The organism is Dickeya sp. CFBP 2040 (assembly GCF_012273755.1).
GTDB classification, from domain to species: domain Bacteria; phylum Pseudomonadota; class Gammaproteobacteria; order Enterobacterales; family Enterobacteriaceae; genus Dickeya; species Dickeya poaceiphila.
The window spans coordinates 1-15,768 of the sequence record NZ_JAAVXH010000025.1 but is presented as its reverse complement, the minus strand read 5'-3'; the positions used below and the strand labels follow the sequence as shown (position 1 = coordinate 15,768).

The 15,768-nt window shown below is 55.4% G+C and carries 15 protein-coding genes and 1 pseudogene; 11 read left to right on the top strand and 5 right to left on the bottom strand.

Annotated elements, in window-relative coordinates:
* Positions 1-5: 5 nt before the first annotated feature.
* From Dpoa2040_RS03335 to Dpoa2040_RS03300, 8 genes are all read left to right on the top strand, one after another.
* The gene (locus Dpoa2040_RS03335) at positions 6-1,862 is read left to right on the top strand and encodes an IucA/IucC family siderophore biosynthesis protein (protein ID WP_168640293.1); all 1,857 of its coding nucleotides are present in this window, start codon (positions 6-8) and stop codon (positions 1,860-1,862) included.
* Positions 1,856-2,632, top strand: a complete 777-nt coding sequence (locus Dpoa2040_RS03330) for an HpcH/HpaI aldolase/citrate lyase family protein (protein ID WP_168640292.1) — start codon at positions 1,856-1,858, stop codon at positions 2,630-2,632. Before Dpoa2040_RS03335 ends, Dpoa2040_RS03330 begins: the two co-directional genes overlap by 7 nt.
* Positions 2,633-2,651: 19 nt before the next feature.
* Positions 2,652-4,529, top strand: a complete 1,878-nt coding sequence (locus Dpoa2040_RS03325) for an IucA/IucC family siderophore biosynthesis protein (protein ID WP_246867236.1) — start codon at positions 2,652-2,654, stop codon at positions 4,527-4,529.
* 363 nt (positions 4,530-4,892) lie between these two features.
* Positions 4,893-5,810, top strand: coding sequence for an iron-siderophore ABC transporter substrate-binding protein (locus tag Dpoa2040_RS03320; protein WP_168640290.1), 918 nt, complete (start codon positions 4,893-4,895; stop codon positions 5,808-5,810).
* Positions 5,807-6,829, top strand: coding sequence for an iron ABC transporter permease (locus Dpoa2040_RS03315; protein ID WP_168640289.1), 1,023 nt, complete (start codon positions 5,807-5,809; stop codon positions 6,827-6,829). Before Dpoa2040_RS03320 ends, Dpoa2040_RS03315 begins: the two co-directional genes overlap by 4 nt.
* Positions 6,822-7,871, top strand: a complete 1,050-nt coding sequence (locus Dpoa2040_RS03310) for an iron chelate uptake ABC transporter family permease subunit (protein ID WP_168640288.1) — start codon at positions 6,822-6,824, stop codon at positions 7,869-7,871. Before Dpoa2040_RS03315 ends, Dpoa2040_RS03310 begins: the two co-directional genes overlap by 8 nt.
* An 11-nt stretch (positions 7,872-7,882) precedes the next feature.
* Entirely contained in the window at positions 7,883-8,692 is an 810-nt protein-coding gene (locus tag Dpoa2040_RS03305; RefSeq protein ID WP_168640337.1) for an ABC transporter ATP-binding protein, read from the top strand.
* Positions 8,693-8,787: 95 nt separating this feature from the next.
* Positions 8,788-9,411: an RraA family protein gene (locus Dpoa2040_RS03300; protein WP_168640287.1), complete on the top strand. Its 624-nt coding sequence runs from the start codon at positions 8,788-8,790 to the stop codon at positions 9,409-9,411.
* Positions 9,412-9,490: 79 nt separating this feature from the next.
* Here Dpoa2040_RS03300 and Dpoa2040_RS03295 read toward each other — a convergent pair.
* The 5 genes and pseudogenes from Dpoa2040_RS03295 to Dpoa2040_RS03275 all read right to left on the bottom strand — a co-directional run.
* Positions 9,491-9,623: pseudogene (locus tag Dpoa2040_RS03295) on the bottom strand (type II toxin-antitoxin system HicB family antitoxin); the annotation flags it as partial.
* A gap of 88 nt (positions 9,624-9,711) precedes the next feature.
* On the bottom strand, positions 9,712-10,071 hold the full coding sequence (locus Dpoa2040_RS03290) for a type II toxin-antitoxin system HicB family antitoxin (RefSeq protein WP_042869828.1): 360 nt from the start codon (positions 10,069-10,071) through the stop codon (positions 9,712-9,714).
* The gene (locus tag Dpoa2040_RS03285; protein ID WP_168640286.1) at positions 10,068-10,343 is read right to left on the bottom strand and encodes a type II toxin-antitoxin system HicA family toxin; all 276 of its coding nucleotides are present in this window, start codon (positions 10,341-10,343) and stop codon (positions 10,068-10,070) included. The genes Dpoa2040_RS03290 and Dpoa2040_RS03285 overlap by 4 nt, the downstream gene beginning before the upstream one ends.
* Positions 10,344-10,496: 153 nt before the next feature.
* On the bottom strand, positions 10,497-11,552 hold the full coding sequence (locus tag Dpoa2040_RS03280; protein ID WP_168640285.1) for an MBL fold metallo-hydrolase: 1,056 nt from the start codon (positions 11,550-11,552) through the stop codon (positions 10,497-10,499).
* A 189-nt stretch (positions 11,553-11,741) separates the two neighbouring features.
* Complete coding sequence (locus Dpoa2040_RS03275) at positions 11,742-12,668, bottom strand: LysR family transcriptional regulator (RefSeq protein WP_042869835.1); 927 nt, start codon at positions 12,666-12,668, stop codon at positions 11,742-11,744.
* Positions 12,669-12,828: 160 nt separating this feature from the next.
* On the opposite strand from Dpoa2040_RS03275, the gene Dpoa2040_RS03270 reads away from it, so the two are divergent.
* The 3 genes from Dpoa2040_RS03270 to Dpoa2040_RS03260 form a co-directional block, all read left to right on the top strand.
* On the top strand, positions 12,829-13,920 hold the full coding sequence (locus tag Dpoa2040_RS03270; RefSeq protein WP_071604292.1) for a 4-oxalomesaconate tautomerase: 1,092 nt from the start codon (positions 12,829-12,831) through the stop codon (positions 13,918-13,920).
* Positions 13,921-13,989: 69 nt separating this feature from the next.
* Positions 13,990-15,234 (top strand): MFS transporter, encoded by a 1,245-nt coding sequence (locus Dpoa2040_RS03265; protein ID WP_168640284.1) that lies wholly within the window; start codon positions 13,990-13,992, stop codon positions 15,232-15,234.
* Between the two features lie 131 nt (positions 15,235-15,365).
* The coding region (locus tag Dpoa2040_RS03260) for a fumarylacetoacetate hydrolase family protein (protein WP_210423803.1) at positions 15,366-15,768 on the top strand (403 nt) is incomplete at its 3' end.

Genomic DNA, 15,768 nt, shown 5'->3' with positions numbered 1-15,768 from the left:
ATCGTATGGAAACATTATCCCCCGCTGTATTGCAGGATATCGCCTGCGACTGGTTGTTGCAGATGGATGCGCAACGTTATCAACGGGTAGAGCAGCGTGTGGTCGGGCAGTTGCTACAAACGTTGCTGTATGAGGATGTGCTGCCTTATCGCCGCACGCCGCTCAGCGATGGCAACAGCCAGTTTGTGATAATCGGGCGTGATGCGCAGCAGGCACCGGTGGAATACCGTTGCAACGGGTTGTTGAGCGACAGCTTTTGTCTAATCCGTCTCGATTACGCCAGCGTGCAACGTATCGGCCCGGATGGTGACGCGCAGTCGCCCAACCTGCACCAGATGTTGGAGGAACTGCTGGGCGAGCAGGAGAACAATCCGTTCCTGACGCGTTTCGTGCAGGAACTGGAACAGACTCAACTGAAGGATTTGCAGTCGCGTGCGCAGGATTACCAACCCGGCAAACCGGCGCATCAGCTCAGTGTTGACGAGCTGGAGCGCCATTTTATGGATGCGCATAGCTACCATCCCTGCTACAAGTCGCGCATCGGTTTCAGTCTGCAGGATAATGTTCAGTGGGGACCGGAATTCGGCCAGTCTTTTGCCATCGTCTGGCTGGCACTGGCGAAGCAGCGGGCATCGGCCAACCATTCGGTCAAACTGAATCTGGATGATTTTTTGCAGGCCGAATTTGGCGAAGCGCGCTGGCAGGCGTTTGGCGAGCAGCTGGCGAGTCAGGGGCGCAAGGCGCAGGACTACCAACTGATACCGGTGCACCCGTGGCAGTGGAAAAATGTGATTGCGCCGGTGTTTTATCCGGAACTGGTCAGCGGCGAGCTGATTTACCTCGGTGAGTCCGATGATCGCTGGCAGGCGCAGCAGTCGATTCGTACGCTGGCGAACGTGACGGAAAAAACGCGTCCTTACGTCAAGCTGGCGATGAGCATGACCAACACCTCCAGCACCCGTATTCTGGCGCGGCACACCGTGATGAACGGGCCGATTATTACCGACTGGCTGCAACAGTTGATCGACACCGATCAGACTGCCCGCAACCTGAAATTCGTGATTCTCGGCGAAGTCGCCGGGGTAAGTTTCGACACTCAACCGCTGCCAGCCACTCGCATGGCGCAAGCCTATGGCGTGATGGGCGCTATCTGGCGCGAAAGCATCCATCAGTATCTGCAACCGGATGAGCAGGCAGTGCCGTTCAACGGGCTGAGCCATGTCGAACACCGTTACGACGGCGGCGAGCAGGCACCGTTTATCGATGCCTGGATTCGTCAGTACGGGCTGGAGGCCTGGACCCGCCAGCTGCTGGACGTCACCGTGTCGCCGGTTATCCACATGCTGTATGCCGAGGGTATCGGCATGGAGTCGCACGGTCAGAATATCGTACTGATCGTGCGTGACGGCTGGCCGCAGCGCATCGCGCTCAAAGATTTTCATGACGGCGTGCGCTATTCTCCGGACCATCTGGCACGCCCTGCGATGCGCCCGGATCTGGTGCCGTTGCCTGCCAGCCACGCCAAAATCAACCGCAACTCGTTTATTTTTACTGACGACGTCAACGCGGTGCGCGACTTCACCTGCGATTCGTTCTTCTTCATTTGTCTGGCGGAAATGGCGGTTTTCCTGCGTCAGCATTACCACCTGCCGGAGATGCGCTTTTGGGAAATGACCGCGGAGGTGGTGCTGCGTTATCAGGCTGAGCACCCGCAACACCGTTCGCGCTATGCACTGTTTGATGTGTTTGCGCCGACTTACGAGGTGGAAGAACTGACCAAACGCCGGTTGCTGGGCGATGGCGAGCGCCGCTTTAAATCGGTGCCGAATCCGCTGCACCCGTTCAGGCCATCGTCATGCTAAGAACTAACCAACTCAAGCGCAAGCTGGCGGCAGGCACGCCGGTCTACGGGTTGATTGCCTCGATTCCCTCGCCGGTATCGGTGGAGTTAATCGCCGAAGCCGGGTTCGATTTTGTGATTATCGATAGCGAACATGTGCTGATTAACCCGGAAACGGTGGAGAACATGATCCGGGTGGCGGAAAGCTACGCACTAACGCCACTGGTGCGGGTGGCGGATGCTAACCCCAAAACCATGCTGCGCCTGTTGGATGGCGGCGCGCAAGGCATTGTGCTGCCGATGGTAGAACAGGCTGAGCAGGTGCAGGCAGCGGTACGCGCCTGCCATTACTACCCACAGGGCGAGCGCAGCCTTAACAGTGGCCGCCCCGGCGCCTTCGGCAAGCACAGCCTGGCGGAATACGTCGCGCTGGCGAACCGGGAAATCATGCTGGTGGCGATGATCGAAAGCGCTGAGGGCGTGCGTCAGGCTGAGGCAATCGCCGCGGTGGCGGGGCTGGACATGATTCTGGAGGGCGCGGCGGATCTTTCCCAATCGCTGGGTTTGCCGTGGCAGACCGCGGCACCGCCGGTGCAGGACGCATTGGCCGAAGTGCGGCGTGCTGCGAAGGTACATGGCGTGACCTATTGCGCTATTCCCCGCCAGCCCGACGACCATGCCCACTGGCGCGAGCAAGGCGTGCGCGCATTTGTTTTGGGCGACGAGCGCGGCATCGCGTTTCGTGCTTTACAGGCCAGACTGGCCACAACGATTTCAGCAGAAGGACAGTAATCCAATGGAAAGTCATGTGATGAAAAGTACGTCTCACTACAGGGATGCCAGCCACAGCGTGATGCAGGATCTGGTGGATTGCCTGCTGGCCGAAGAATTTTTCGGCCCACAGCCGCTGGCGCTGTGCACTGCCGACGAATGGCAACAACAATATGGACAAGCGACGCCGTTTGGCGTGCTGGATAGCACCGTCCGCCTGTGGCGCTGGTGTAGCGATGAACGAGAACAGCGTCATCTGGTGGCGGCGTTGCGCCCTGGTATTACCCAGCGCTGGGAAAAGGTGCCGGACACCGCGGTTTACGCCTGGCAGCAGGGCGGTAATGACTGGCGCGAGCTGGAGCCGGAAAGCTTCATGAAGCTGGTGTTCGCCGGTCAGCACAGTGAAGAAGATAATGCCAAAGGTCAGGCGCTGTTTCTGGATGTGCTTAACACCAGCGTTGAGCAGACCGCGCTGTCGCGTGAGCACCGTATCGACACCGATGAGTTGCTCGCACGTAGCAATGCCGATTTCTTTCATGTGATGGAGCAGTGGGCCTCGTTGCGCGACCGTCCGTTCCATCCGACCGCCAAGGCTAAACAGGGGCTGAATGCTGAAGAATATCGCCGTTACGTGGCGGAGTTTGCTGTACCGGTAGCGCTGAACTGGGTAGCGGTGGCGAAAGACCGGCTGCAATGCGGCGATGGCATCAGCGACACGGCTGACCAGTACCCGGCGCATTACCTATTACCGCAGGCGGAACAGGTTGTATTGCAACAAGAATTGGCCGCACGAGGTATTGCTGACACCCACATCGCCTTGCCGGTGCATCCGTGGCAGTTCGATCATATTCTGGAAACCCAACTGGGCGACGCCTTTCGCAACGGCGACTGCCAGAGGCTGGATTTCAGCGCCGCGCGTTATCTGCCGACCTCGTCATTGCGTTCCATGACGCCGTGTTTCGCCAGCGCTGACTACCTCAAGCTGCCGATGGCGGTGTATTCGCTGGGTGCGTCACGCTATTTGCCGGCAGTGAAAATGATCAACGGCGGATTAAGTGAAGTGCTGTTGCGCCAGGCACGTGAAAAAGACGCCGTGTTGCAGCAACGGTTGTATCTGTGCGATGAAAGCAAATGGTGGGCGTTTATGCCGCCGCAGGCCACGTTGTTCGATGAAGCGCCGCGCCACCTGTCGGCGATGGTGCGCAGTTATCCGGGCGAGCTGTTCGAGGATACCGACTACCGGCTGCTGCCGATGGCGGCGCTGGGTACGCCGCTGCCGGGCAGCCGTCGTCACTTCTTTGACGACTGGCTGGCCTATCGTGGTTTGCCAACAAACGCGGATTCCGTTTTGACGTTGTTTGCCGAGCTTTGCCATTGTTTCTTCGACATTAATTTCCGTATGTTCCGGTTAGGGATGTTGGGTGAGATCCACGGGCAGAACGCGGTATTGGTGTGGAAAGCTGGTCAGGCCCACGGCCTGCTGCTGCGAGACCACGACTCGCTGCGAATTCATGTGCCGACACTGGAACAGAACGGTATGCAAGACCCGGTGTACCGTATCAAGCAAGGCCATGCCAACACGCTTTACCATGAGCGTCTGGATGACCTGCTATTCTGGCTGCAAACGTTGGGGATTCAGGTCAACATGCGGGCAATTATCGAAACGCTGTCGCTGACCTATGATCTGGATGCCGCGACGTTGTGGGGCGTGATGCGTAATGAAATCAACGGTGCGATTGACCGTGCTGGTTTTGCCGCCGACACGCAGACAATGCTGAAAACCCACTTGTTCGAGGCACCGAACTGGCCGCAGAAACTGCTGATCACCCCGATGATCGCCCGCGCCGGCGGACCGGGGAGTATGCCGTTCGGCAAGGGAGAGGTGATTAACCCGTTTCAGGCCATTATTGGTAAATAGATTGTTAACGAACAATAGAGCGTCGTTATCGGGTTCATGTAAAGACAGAGAGATATTTCGTGCGGGATAGACTGCATTGCTTCTTTGCTACTTCATCGCACGCACGACAAGGAGAGGTTCAGCGCCACCTCTCCTTGACCACTGGCTGGTGGCTAAACTGTGCCGCTACGCGGTACCTTCGGCGTTCGTCTTCGCTGTTCGGGCCGCCCGTGACGCGTTCCAGACGCGGCACGGGCTTTCGCCGCGTCCATGCGGCTCACCCGGCGAAAACGAACACCTCAGCACAGTTTTTGACGCCAGGGATCTCCCCTTTGAACGTAACGGGGTGGTCATCACTATGGAAAAGGCAGATCACACAAAACCGTGAATGAGTATTTAGTTTCGCGCCGCCGATTGCTGCGGTGGTCGTTAAGCCTGTTGCCGCTGGGACTTTCCCGGCCTGTTCTGGCTCAGTCGTTGGTGATGCCGCAACGGGTTATCACCTTGTTTCAGGGCGCGACGGATACCGCTGTGGCGCTCGGCGTCACGCCTGCCGGGGTGGTCGATTCGTGGAGCGAGAAGCCGATGTACCGCTACCTGCGTTCGGCGCTGGCCGGGGTGCCGCATGTAGGGCTGGAAACCCAACCCAGCCTGGAAGACATTGTGCTGTTAAAGCCCGATACCATTGTCGCTTCGCGTTTTCGTCACCAGCGACTGGAGCCACTGCTGTCGCAGATCGCGCCGGTGGTGATGCTGGATGAAATCTACCAGTTCAAGAAAACGGTACAGGTGATGGGGCAGGCGCTTGGGCGTCAGGCGGTGGCCGACACGTTGCTGCAACACTGGCAGCAGCGAGTGAATGGGTTGCGTGAACAGTTGCAACGCAAGTTTGGCGGCGACTGGCCGCCGACCGTGTCGATACTGGATATCCGCGAAGACCATATCCGCAGCTATTTGCCCGGCAGTTTTCCCGGTTCGGTGTTGAGTGAACTGGGGTTTGGCTGGAGCGACGCCAGCCGCGCCCAGCCGGGTGTCTCCCTCAAACTGACCAACAAAGAGAGCATCCCGGTGGTGGATGCCGACATCTTTTTTATTTTTCTGCGATCCGAGAGTCCCTCTGTGCAACGCAACTATGAATCGCTGATTCGTCACCCGTTGTGGCAGCAACTGCGCGCCCCGCGGCGCAATCAGGTATGGGTGGTCAATGGCGTCACCTGGAGTTTGTCCGGCGGTATTCTGGGCGCCAACATGATGCTGGACGATATCGCCCGCGTCACCGGCCTCGCCGGAGGTGCGTCATGAGTCATGTGGTGATAGCGACCGGTAAACGGAAAGCGCCCGGTCTGGTGCTGGTGATCGGTGGTATCTGCCTGCTGGCGTTGGCGTTTCTCAGCCTGATGGTTGGGCCGATAAGGATTACACCGGCGCAGGTGCTGGGGGCGTTGTGGCATCCGGACCCACTTAACGTAAGCCATATTCTGGTCACCTCGACGCGCCTGTCGCGCACGTTGATAGCCATTGTGGTGGGTGCCAGTCTGTCGGTGGCAGGCGCATTGATGCAGGTGCTGACCCGTAACCCGCTGGCGTCGCCGGGGCTGTTTGGTATTAACGCCGGGGCGATGTTTTGCCTGATTGTCTGTGTGTCGCTGTTTCCCAAGGTGGCGATGTCGGTGTGGCTGTGGTCGGCGTTTGCCGGTGCAGCCGTGGCCGGGTGTCTGGTATGGCTTATCGGCACCATGGGCAAAGGCAGCCTGAACCCGCTGCGTATGGTACTGGCGGGCGCGGCCATCACCGCCATGTTCGCTGCGTTTAGTCAGGCCATGCTGGTGGTGAATCAGGAAGGGCTGGATACGGTGTTGTTCTGGCTGGCGGGTTCGGTAGCTGACCGCGAGTTGGCGACGGTGCTGCCGCTGATGGGTTACTGTCTGACGGGGCTGGTCGGTGCGCTGCTGTTGTCGGGGCAGGTTAACGTGCTGAATGCTGGTGACGTTATCGCCCGTGGATTAGGGCAGCGCACCGGACACATCCGACTGTTGATGAGCCTGCTTGTTATCGTACTGGCTGGTGGTGCGGTGGCGATGGCGGGCAGTATTGGTTTTGTCGGGCTGGTTGTGCCGCATATGGTGCGAAAACTGTTGCCTGCTGATCATCGCTGGTTGTTGCCCGGCTGTGCGCTGCTGGGTGCTGCGTTGCTGTTGCTGGCGGATATTCTGGCGCGGGTGGTGATTGTGCCGCAGGAAGTGCCGGTCGGTGTGATGACCGCGCTGTTCGGCGCGCCGTTCTTCATTTTCCTGCTGCGTCGCGGAGGCCGTCATGGATAAGCGCGAGGGGATGGAACGGGTACTGGTGTGGCGGCAGGGGGGCTTTTCCCGTCAGATTAACCTGACTACTGTTGGCCGGGTCGTGTTGGCTCTACTGCTGGTGCTGGCGGTGATGGTGGCGTCGCTTGGCGTCGGCAAGCTGATGCTGTCGCCGTGGGAGGTGCTGCGGGCGTTGGTCTCGTCGCAGTCAGAAGGCGCGACGCTGATCGTACAGCAATTACGGTTGCCGCGGGTGGTGTTGGCTATTCTGGTCGGCGGCGCGCTGGCGGTATCCGGGTTGATTTTGCAGTCAATGATCCGCAATCCGCTGGCGTCGCCGGATATTCTGGGGATTACCAGCGGTGCCAGCGCGGCGGCGGTGTTCTACCTGTCGTTTCTTGCCGCCACCGTGGGGGCGCACTACCTGCCGCTGGCGGCGATGACTGGGGCAGCGGTGGCGGCGCTGGCGGTGTATTGGCTGGCGTGGCAGTCGGGCGTGTCGCCGCAACGGCTGGTGCTGACGGGCGTCGGCGTGTCGGCGTTGCTGACCGCGGCAACTACCTTCATGCTGGTGTTCAGCCCGCTTACCACCACATTGTCGGCCTATGTCTGGCTGACCGGCAGCGTCTACGGCGCCAGCTGGCGTGAAACCCGTGAGCTGGGCGGTTGGCTGCTGCTGAGTGTGCCGTGGCTGGTGTGGCTGGCGCGTCAGGTACGGGTACAGCAACTGGACGATGGGCTGGCGCAGGGCATTGGCGTGCGGGTGCAGTGGCTGCGTCTGGCGCTGCTGCTGCTCAGCGTGGCGCTGGCAGGCGCAGCGATTGCCTGGGGTGGCGCGATGGCGTTCGTCGGGTTGATCGCGCCGCACATTGCCAAACGGCTGGTAGCGCCAACCTTTGCCGGGCAGGCGGTGATGGCATTTCTCTGTGGCGGCGGGTTGGTGATGGTAGCAGACCTGTGTGGCCGAACGCTGTTTTTGCCGCTGGACCTGCCCGCCGGGATTTTTGTATCGGCACTGGGTACGCCGTTCTTTCTGTATTTGCTGATTAAACAACGTCATTAAGGAAACGGATGATGACTGCCATTACCAGCCGGGCGCTGACCCTCGGTTATGCCAATCAGACCATTATCGACAATCTGGATATTCAACTGCCGAAGGGCAAGGTATCGGTGCTGATTGGTAGCAACGGGTGCGGCAAAAGCACACTGCTTAAATCTTTCGCCCGGTTGCTTAAGCCGCTGAGCGGCACCGTTATCCTCAATGGCGGGGACATCCACCGCAAGTCCACCGCCGAGGTGGCGCGAGAACTGGCGATTTTGCCGCAGATGCCGGACGCGCCGGAAGGCATTACCGTAAAACAGCTGGTCAGCCTGGGGCGTTATCCGTATCAGAACTGGTTGCAACAGTGGTCGCAGGAAGACGAACGGATGGTGAACCTCGCGTTGGTGCAAACCGGCACTGATATGCTGGCAGACCGACCGGTGGATGCCTTATCCGGCGGTCAGCGCCAGCGGGTGTGGATTGCCATGACGCTGGCGCAGGATACCGAAGTGGTGCTGCTGGATGAACCCACCACCTTTCTCGACCTGGCGCACCAGATCGAAGTGCTGGATTTGCTGCGTGAACTGAATCGTCAGCATGGCAAAACCATCATCATGGTATTGCATGACCTTAATCTGGCCTGTCGCTACGCCGATCATATGGTAGCGGTACATAACCGTACCGCGTTTGCACAAGGTTCACCGGCCAGCATTCTGGATGAAGCGCTGGTTAAAACGGTGTTCAATCTGGATTGCCGCATTATCTCCGATCCATTTTTCCATACGCCATTATGTATTCCGTTCGGGCGCGAGAAACCGCAGCCGGGAGCGGCGGTGGCATAAGTGTGGCCGGGTAAGATAACCAACGCATCGGCAACGTGAAGTATGACGGGTATAACGCCTCGTTGATGATGTATCCAACCATTTCAGGAAACAGGATGAATTATCAAATCATTCCCCGTGTGCCGCCGGTTAGTGATGACTTGCTGGCAGACTACCGCCACATCAGTACCTCCACGCTGGGGCATTTGATGGAAAGCGGCTATTTATACGGCATCCAGCCGCTCGTACCGGATGTGCAGATGGTCGGCAACGTAGTGACGGTGAAACTGTGCCCGCCGGACGGCGGTGTACTGCGTGAAGCGCTGTTGCTGAGCCAGCCTGGCGATGTACTGGTTATCGATGCCTCGGATGAGGAAACGCGCGCCTGCTGGGGCGAACTGCGTACGCTGGCGGCGAAAGTGAAAGGGCTGGCGGGGGTTGTCGTAGCTGGCGCGGTGACGGATTTACGCGCGCTGCGTCAACTGGGACTGCCAGTGTTCTGCAAAGGCATCAGTGCGATTACCACCCGCACGCTGGGAACCGCTGGTGCGGTTAATGTGCCGGTGACGGTCGCCGGGGTGACGGTGCATCCCGGCGATGTGGCGATAGGCGATGACGACGGCGTGTTTATCCTGAGTCCCTCTGCCGCCCGCGAGTGGCTGGAGAAAGCGCAACATAAGGAACTCGCGGATGCGGAACGTCGGGACGCGCTGTGGCGGAAATTACCGGAGGCTTTCTGATATCGATGTAAACAAAAAACCTGCCGAGGCAGGTTTCAGAATAAAGGTTAGCGAATTGATGAAATCTGCGCTAACGCTACTCAATGTGATCGGTAATCGCGTCTTTGGCCTTGGTGATTATCACCTGCGGAGGAACAGCCCGACAGATCTGGCACTATCACGCCGTATGCATGAGTATTGTCGCCTGCTTCAATTGCAATTGGATAAAACATCATTCAGCCTTTTCACTCATTGAATTTTATGACTCAAGAGAAAGCCAACCGGAATTGGCGGGCTGGATATCAATATTTGAAGTGAACGTTACGCGTGTTTTATTCTCTCATTAAGTGTCTCAATAATGAATGAGTTCACAGAAACGTCATGCTCAGCGGCGGCCTGATTTAAACGTTCGCCAAATGATTCAGGATAACGCAGTGTGAACGTCTTAATTTTTTCTTGCCGAGTGTAAGGCTCGATACCTGATGCACTACAGTCATCCAGATATTCATGTAGTGAAATCTCACCTTCTTTTTTCAGCCCTTGAATGCTGTCCGATACAAAATCACAATAGCCAGTCAGACCAAGAAACTTGCCACGAAATGCGCCAAGTTCCGGCACATAGCTGATAACAGCCGGTTGTCCAGCTATTTCAATCGTGTTTGGTGCAGATAGTTTGCTCATGGCTTCACTCCTATGCTTTCAAGCCAGTCGCGCAGGTTGGCTACTGCGCCTTTATCCGTATCTGGTGAAGGGTGTGGGCGATGAAAGTTGGCGATACTGCCATTAAGGAGAAACTTACAACGCGAACCTCGGCCCTCTTTGACTTCCCCTCCCAGCGCTTTTATCAGTGACTCGATATCCACCCATTTGATACCTGACTGAACAGGAGATTTAAACACCTGTTCAAGCGTGCTTTTTTGCCTCTTGCGTAATGATGAGACGTGTTCTTTCATTCCCTTGCCTCACGACGTCACCTTATGAAGTCATTATCAAATTCATCATAAATGAAGTCAAGATGTGAAGTCGTACTGCGTAGGCGAATTTACCATCCTTCCTATGACAATACTAACGCGTCATTCGCCCGATTTTTCATCCCCCACTCTCAGCTATTCCACATCCTGGACCGCGTTTCTGGCGATAGGTCGTGACGGTAGCGCATCAACGTCTTTCTCCCACCACAGCGGCGTGGTAATGGGCGTCCCCAGCGTGACCAATTCACCCAGCATCGGTGTCAGCATCGGTATCTGTCGCTCCTGAGCCAACCGGCTGCTGCTGCGCACCGGGTCGGCCCAGTCGTGAAACGCCAGCGCAAACATGCCCCAGTGGATCGGCATAAACAGGCGGGCGCGCACGTCCTGTACCGCCTGTATGGTCTGCTCCGGGTGCATGTGCGAATCCGGCCAGCGTTCGTTGTACTGTCCGTTTTCCATAAACGCCAGAGAGAACGGACCGAAGCGTTCGCCGATCTCACGAAAGTGCTCGCCGTAACCGGAATCGCCGCTGAAAAAGAGTCGGTCCCGTTGTCCTTCAATCACCCAGGAGGCCCACAACGTTGTGTTGCGGCCCGACAAACTGCGGCCAGAAAAATGGTGTGACGGCGTGGCGGTGAACCTGATGCCGTTGAGCGTATGAGATTGATACCAGTCCAGTTCCTGAATCCGATCCGCTGCAATCCCCCATTTTTGCAGGTGCTGGCCTACTTTTAGCGGAACGATAAAGCGGGTTGCGGTGTTGCGAAAGGCGCGAATCGTCTGTTCATCCAGATGGTCGTAGTGGTCGTGCGACAGCAGAATGATGTCGATATCCGGCAGCGCTGCGCGCGGCAACACTGGCGGCTGAAAACGGCGGAACATAAAGCTAAACGGCGATACGCTGGCGGAAAACACCGGGTCTATCAGAATACGGGTATCGTCCAGATTGAGCAGCAGGGTGGAATGCCCGAACCAAATGAATTTGAGACGTTCGTCAGCAGCCAGGAAGGCCGTGAGATCGGGGGATATCTCCGGTAGCCGTTTGGGTGGTACGCGACCCCGGCGCTGAAAACCAAGCCGCCATAGCAGCGACAACGTTTGCCACAGACCCATCCGCGATGTATTCGACGGACGCAGATTGAAAAATCGTCCGGTTTGCAGATTGTAGTGCGGCCTGATGTGATCTGGCATAGGTCTTCCTGATAGGTTGGGTAAGCTGAGTAGTGCGTCAAAATGTGATGAGGCTATCAATTTCGCCATGAGTAGCCATAGCACGTCATGGCCATATCTGTCAGTGCATATGATGCGGTATGCATATTGACATGATGTGTTTTGATGTCCGGTCATGGATGTGTGGCGACTATTCAGTGATTGAATTTGTCAGAGATTGAATTTGCCTATCCAGGGACTGTTCTTCTCGTTGGACCACAGATGCATCAGCATATCTTTAAAGCGTTCTGCCGCCGGGCTTAGCGTGGAGTCTTTACGTTGCACTACGCCGAGCGTTCTGCGTACAACCGGTTCTATCAATGGTTTACTGACTAACACATGGTGCTCGTCACGCGGCATCGCCAGGCTGGGAACCGCTGCGATCCCCAACCCCGCCTCCACCATGCCAAGAGATGTGGACAGGTGGCGTACTTCATAAAACCAGTTGGGTTTCCAGGCGCTGTTTTCCAGCGCCTGCTCGATCAACAAGCGGTTGCCACTGGAGCGTCTCACACCAATCAACGGGTAATCCGACAGTTCTTCCCACATCACCAGCGAATTTTTTGCCAGCGGATGGTCGCGTCGGCAGGCCAGTACAAAAGGCTCGTTGACCAGCGGTGTGAACTCCACATTGAAGTGTGTGACGTTGATCATATTAATACCAAAATCCGCATCGCCATTGAGAACGGCGTCCAGACAGTCGCTTGCACTGTGTTCCAGTATGCGAATGCGGATATTCGGGTAGTGTTCGTTGTAATTACGAATCACAGCGGGCAGAAAGTAGAAGGCCGCAGTTGGAATACACGATAACGTAACAAAACCTGTCTGATGCGAGGCCATTTCCTGAATGTTCAGGATGGCATTTTCATAAAAATCAAGCAGATTTCGTGCATTTGGCAGAAAGCTTTTGCCAACGGCGGTCAGACTAACCCGACGCGTCGAGCGTTCAAACAGTGTCGCACCCAGGCTCTCTTCCAGTTTTTTTATCCGCCGTGTTAATGCAGGCTGAGAAATATGTAACAGTTCTGAGGCCTTAGTAAAACAACCTGTATCCGCAATTTTGACAAATGCTTTGATGCCCTGAAGCTCATGCTGCATCGTTTTTTCCCTCCTGCCGATGGTGGTGACTCGCTAATCTGTAATCAGCGTATCATTAATGCAAGAAACAAATTAATCGCTATTTTTTTGACATTAGAGTCATTGATCGCGCTATGGGATGCTTATGCCATCAAAAGTAGTGAAAGCGTGAGAGAACGTGATGGTAAAGATTCCCTGTGTATTAATGCGCGGCGGCACATCAAAAGGCCCGGTGATTTTAGCCAGTGATTTGCCGCAAGATAGCCAGCAGCGTGATGAAGTATTGCTGGGGTTGATGGGTTCAGGTCACGAGCTGGAAATCGATGGCATTGGCGGCGGCGCGCCGCAAACCAGCAAAGTAGCCATTGTCAGCAAATCCACCCATCCGGATGCAGATGTGGACTACCTGTTTGCACAGGTGATGGTGAAAGAACGTCGGGTGGATACCACACCAAACTGCGGCAATATGCTGTGTGCCGTGGGTCCGTTCGCCATTGAGCATGGCCTAGTGACCGCCACTCATCCTACCACACGCGTGCGTATTCGTAATCTGAATACCGGTACGATGGTGGACGCGGATATTAATACGCCGCAGCAGCGCGTAGAGTACGATGGCGAAACTGAAATCGATGGCGTACCTGGTCGCGCAGCCCCGGTCGGGCTGACATTCCTGAATTCAGCTGGCAGCAAAACCGGCAAACTGTTTCCTACCGGCAACGTGCGCGATGTGTTTGATGGCGTAGATGTGACCTGTATCGATATGGCAATGCCGATGGTATTGATTGATGCGCGTTCACTGGACAAGACCGGCAGCGAGTTGCCACAAGATCTGGATGCAGACAGCGCATTTATGCAGCGACTGGAGCATATTCGGTTACAAGCCGGGCAGGCGATGGGCCTGGGTGATGTCAGCAATAAAGTGATCCCTAAACCGGTATTACTCAGCTCGCCGAATGCAGGTGGTACTATTCAGGTACGTTATTTTATGCCGCATAACTGTCATCGTTCGCTGGCAATTACTGGGTCTATTGGTATTTCCACCGCCTGTGTGGTTGAAGGCAGTGTGGCGCAAGATGTGTTGCCAGCCGAATACCGCAACGGCTTTTTAGAATCCGTCCGTATTGAACACCCCAGTGGAAAAATTGCCGTATCATTAATGAAAAACGGCGAACGTCATGAAGATATTCGTGCATCAGTGATCCGAACGGCAAGAAAATTATTTGATGGAAATGTGTTTGTTCCGTCATACGCGTTGGACGCCGAAAATATTTAAAAAATAATTAATGCAATAAGTGTTTTTATATTTCCCCAGTATCTCTACAAAAAATATTGTGAGGTTATCATGAGTGCAATTCAGACTCCGACGCCTGATCGCCAGGAAAAGCAGGTTAATGTTTCTCAATACTTGCGTGTCATTTTTGCTCTGGCGTTTTCTGGCCTGGCTGAACTGGCATCGCTGTTTTTTATTCAACCGTTATTACCGGTGTTGGCTAAAGAGTATGATATTCCCGTTAGCCAGGTCAGTATTATTCTGTCGGCGGAAACGGCGTTGCTGGCAATCGGGTTGCTGTTTACCGGTACACTGGCTGACCGTTACGGGCGCAAACGGCTGATTGTGGTATCGCTATTGCTGGGCGGTTTGCTGACGCTGATTTGCCCGCTGGTAAAATCCTGGACATTGCTGGTGATACTGCGTGGTATAATCGGTCTGGCATTAAGTGGTATTGCCGCAGCAGCCACAGCCTATATCAGTGAAGAAGTTGCACCGGTGGTGGCAGGCGTCGTGACGGGTTATTTCGTGTTTGGCAACTCGATTGGCGGTATGTCAGGTCGTGTTGTCGCCAGCCAGTTGATTGGTCATGTATCTATTGATTTTATCTTCTACTGCTTTGCCTTTACGTTGATGTTTGCAGCATTGCTGGTGTCGTTAGTACTACCCGCATCGAAAAACTTCAAGGCCAGCAGCAGCCTGAACTTTACTCACATCATCAAAGGCGCTATGGCGCATTTTAAAAACAAAAAACTGTCTCTGATGTATGTGGTCAGTTTCATTATCTTTGGTGTGTTTACCTCGTTGTACAACTATCTGGCTTTTTATCTGGCACGTGAACCGTTCAATGTTTCCCATGCCAATGCCGGGTTGATTTCCTTCAGTTTCATCATGAGCTTTTTTACCGCGCCACAGGCAGGTCGTTTATCACAGAAATATGGTGCGCTGAAAGTATTGTCCGCATTATTTACGTTAATGATTGTCGGTATGCTGATGACATTAACCGCTAATCTGACCATCTTTATTATCGGTGCCATTCTGTTTACCGGTTGTTTCTTTGGCTGCCACTCTATCGGGTTGAGCTGGGTCAGTAAAAATGCTACTCATGCCCGTGGGCAGGCAACCGCACTGTATTTGTTCTTCTACTACATGGGCGGCTCGGTAGTGGGTTACTGCAACGGCCTTATCTTCTCTTCAGCTGGTTGGATGGGCATGACGGCGTTTATTATTACCTTGCTGGTCAGCGGTATTGTAGTAGCGACATATCTGAACGGTATTCAGCGTGTCAGCCTGGTTGCGGCAGAAAATAATAAATAATCGGATGAATAAATCGGGTAAATAAAATACCCGATAAGATGAAACATCTGAAAAATAAATAAGGGATACCGCGCTGAATATGATTATTCAGCCGGTACAAAACATGTTTTGAACTCACACCAGGTGTCGTTATGAAACTTGCAAGTTACCGCCATCAGGGCAAAAACAGTTACGGGATCCATACGCCTGCGGGTCTGATTGATTTGGGCAGCCGCCTCGGCAACCGTTACCCGGACCTGAAGGCGTTGCTGGCGGGCGATGCGCTCCATGACGCCGCCGCCTTCCAGAACGAAACCCCGGATGTGGCCGTGGCCGACGTGACCTTCCTGCCGGTGATTGTGGCGCCATCCAAAATCCTGTGCGTCGGCATGAACTATGCCGACAAACGCAAGGAATTCAACGAACAGAACCCGGCCCCGACGCTGTTTGTGCGCTTCGCCGACTCGCAGACCGGTCACGGCACCCAGGTGCTCAAGCCGCACTACTCCAGCGAGTTCGACTATGAAGGCGAACTGGCGGTCATCATCGGCAAAA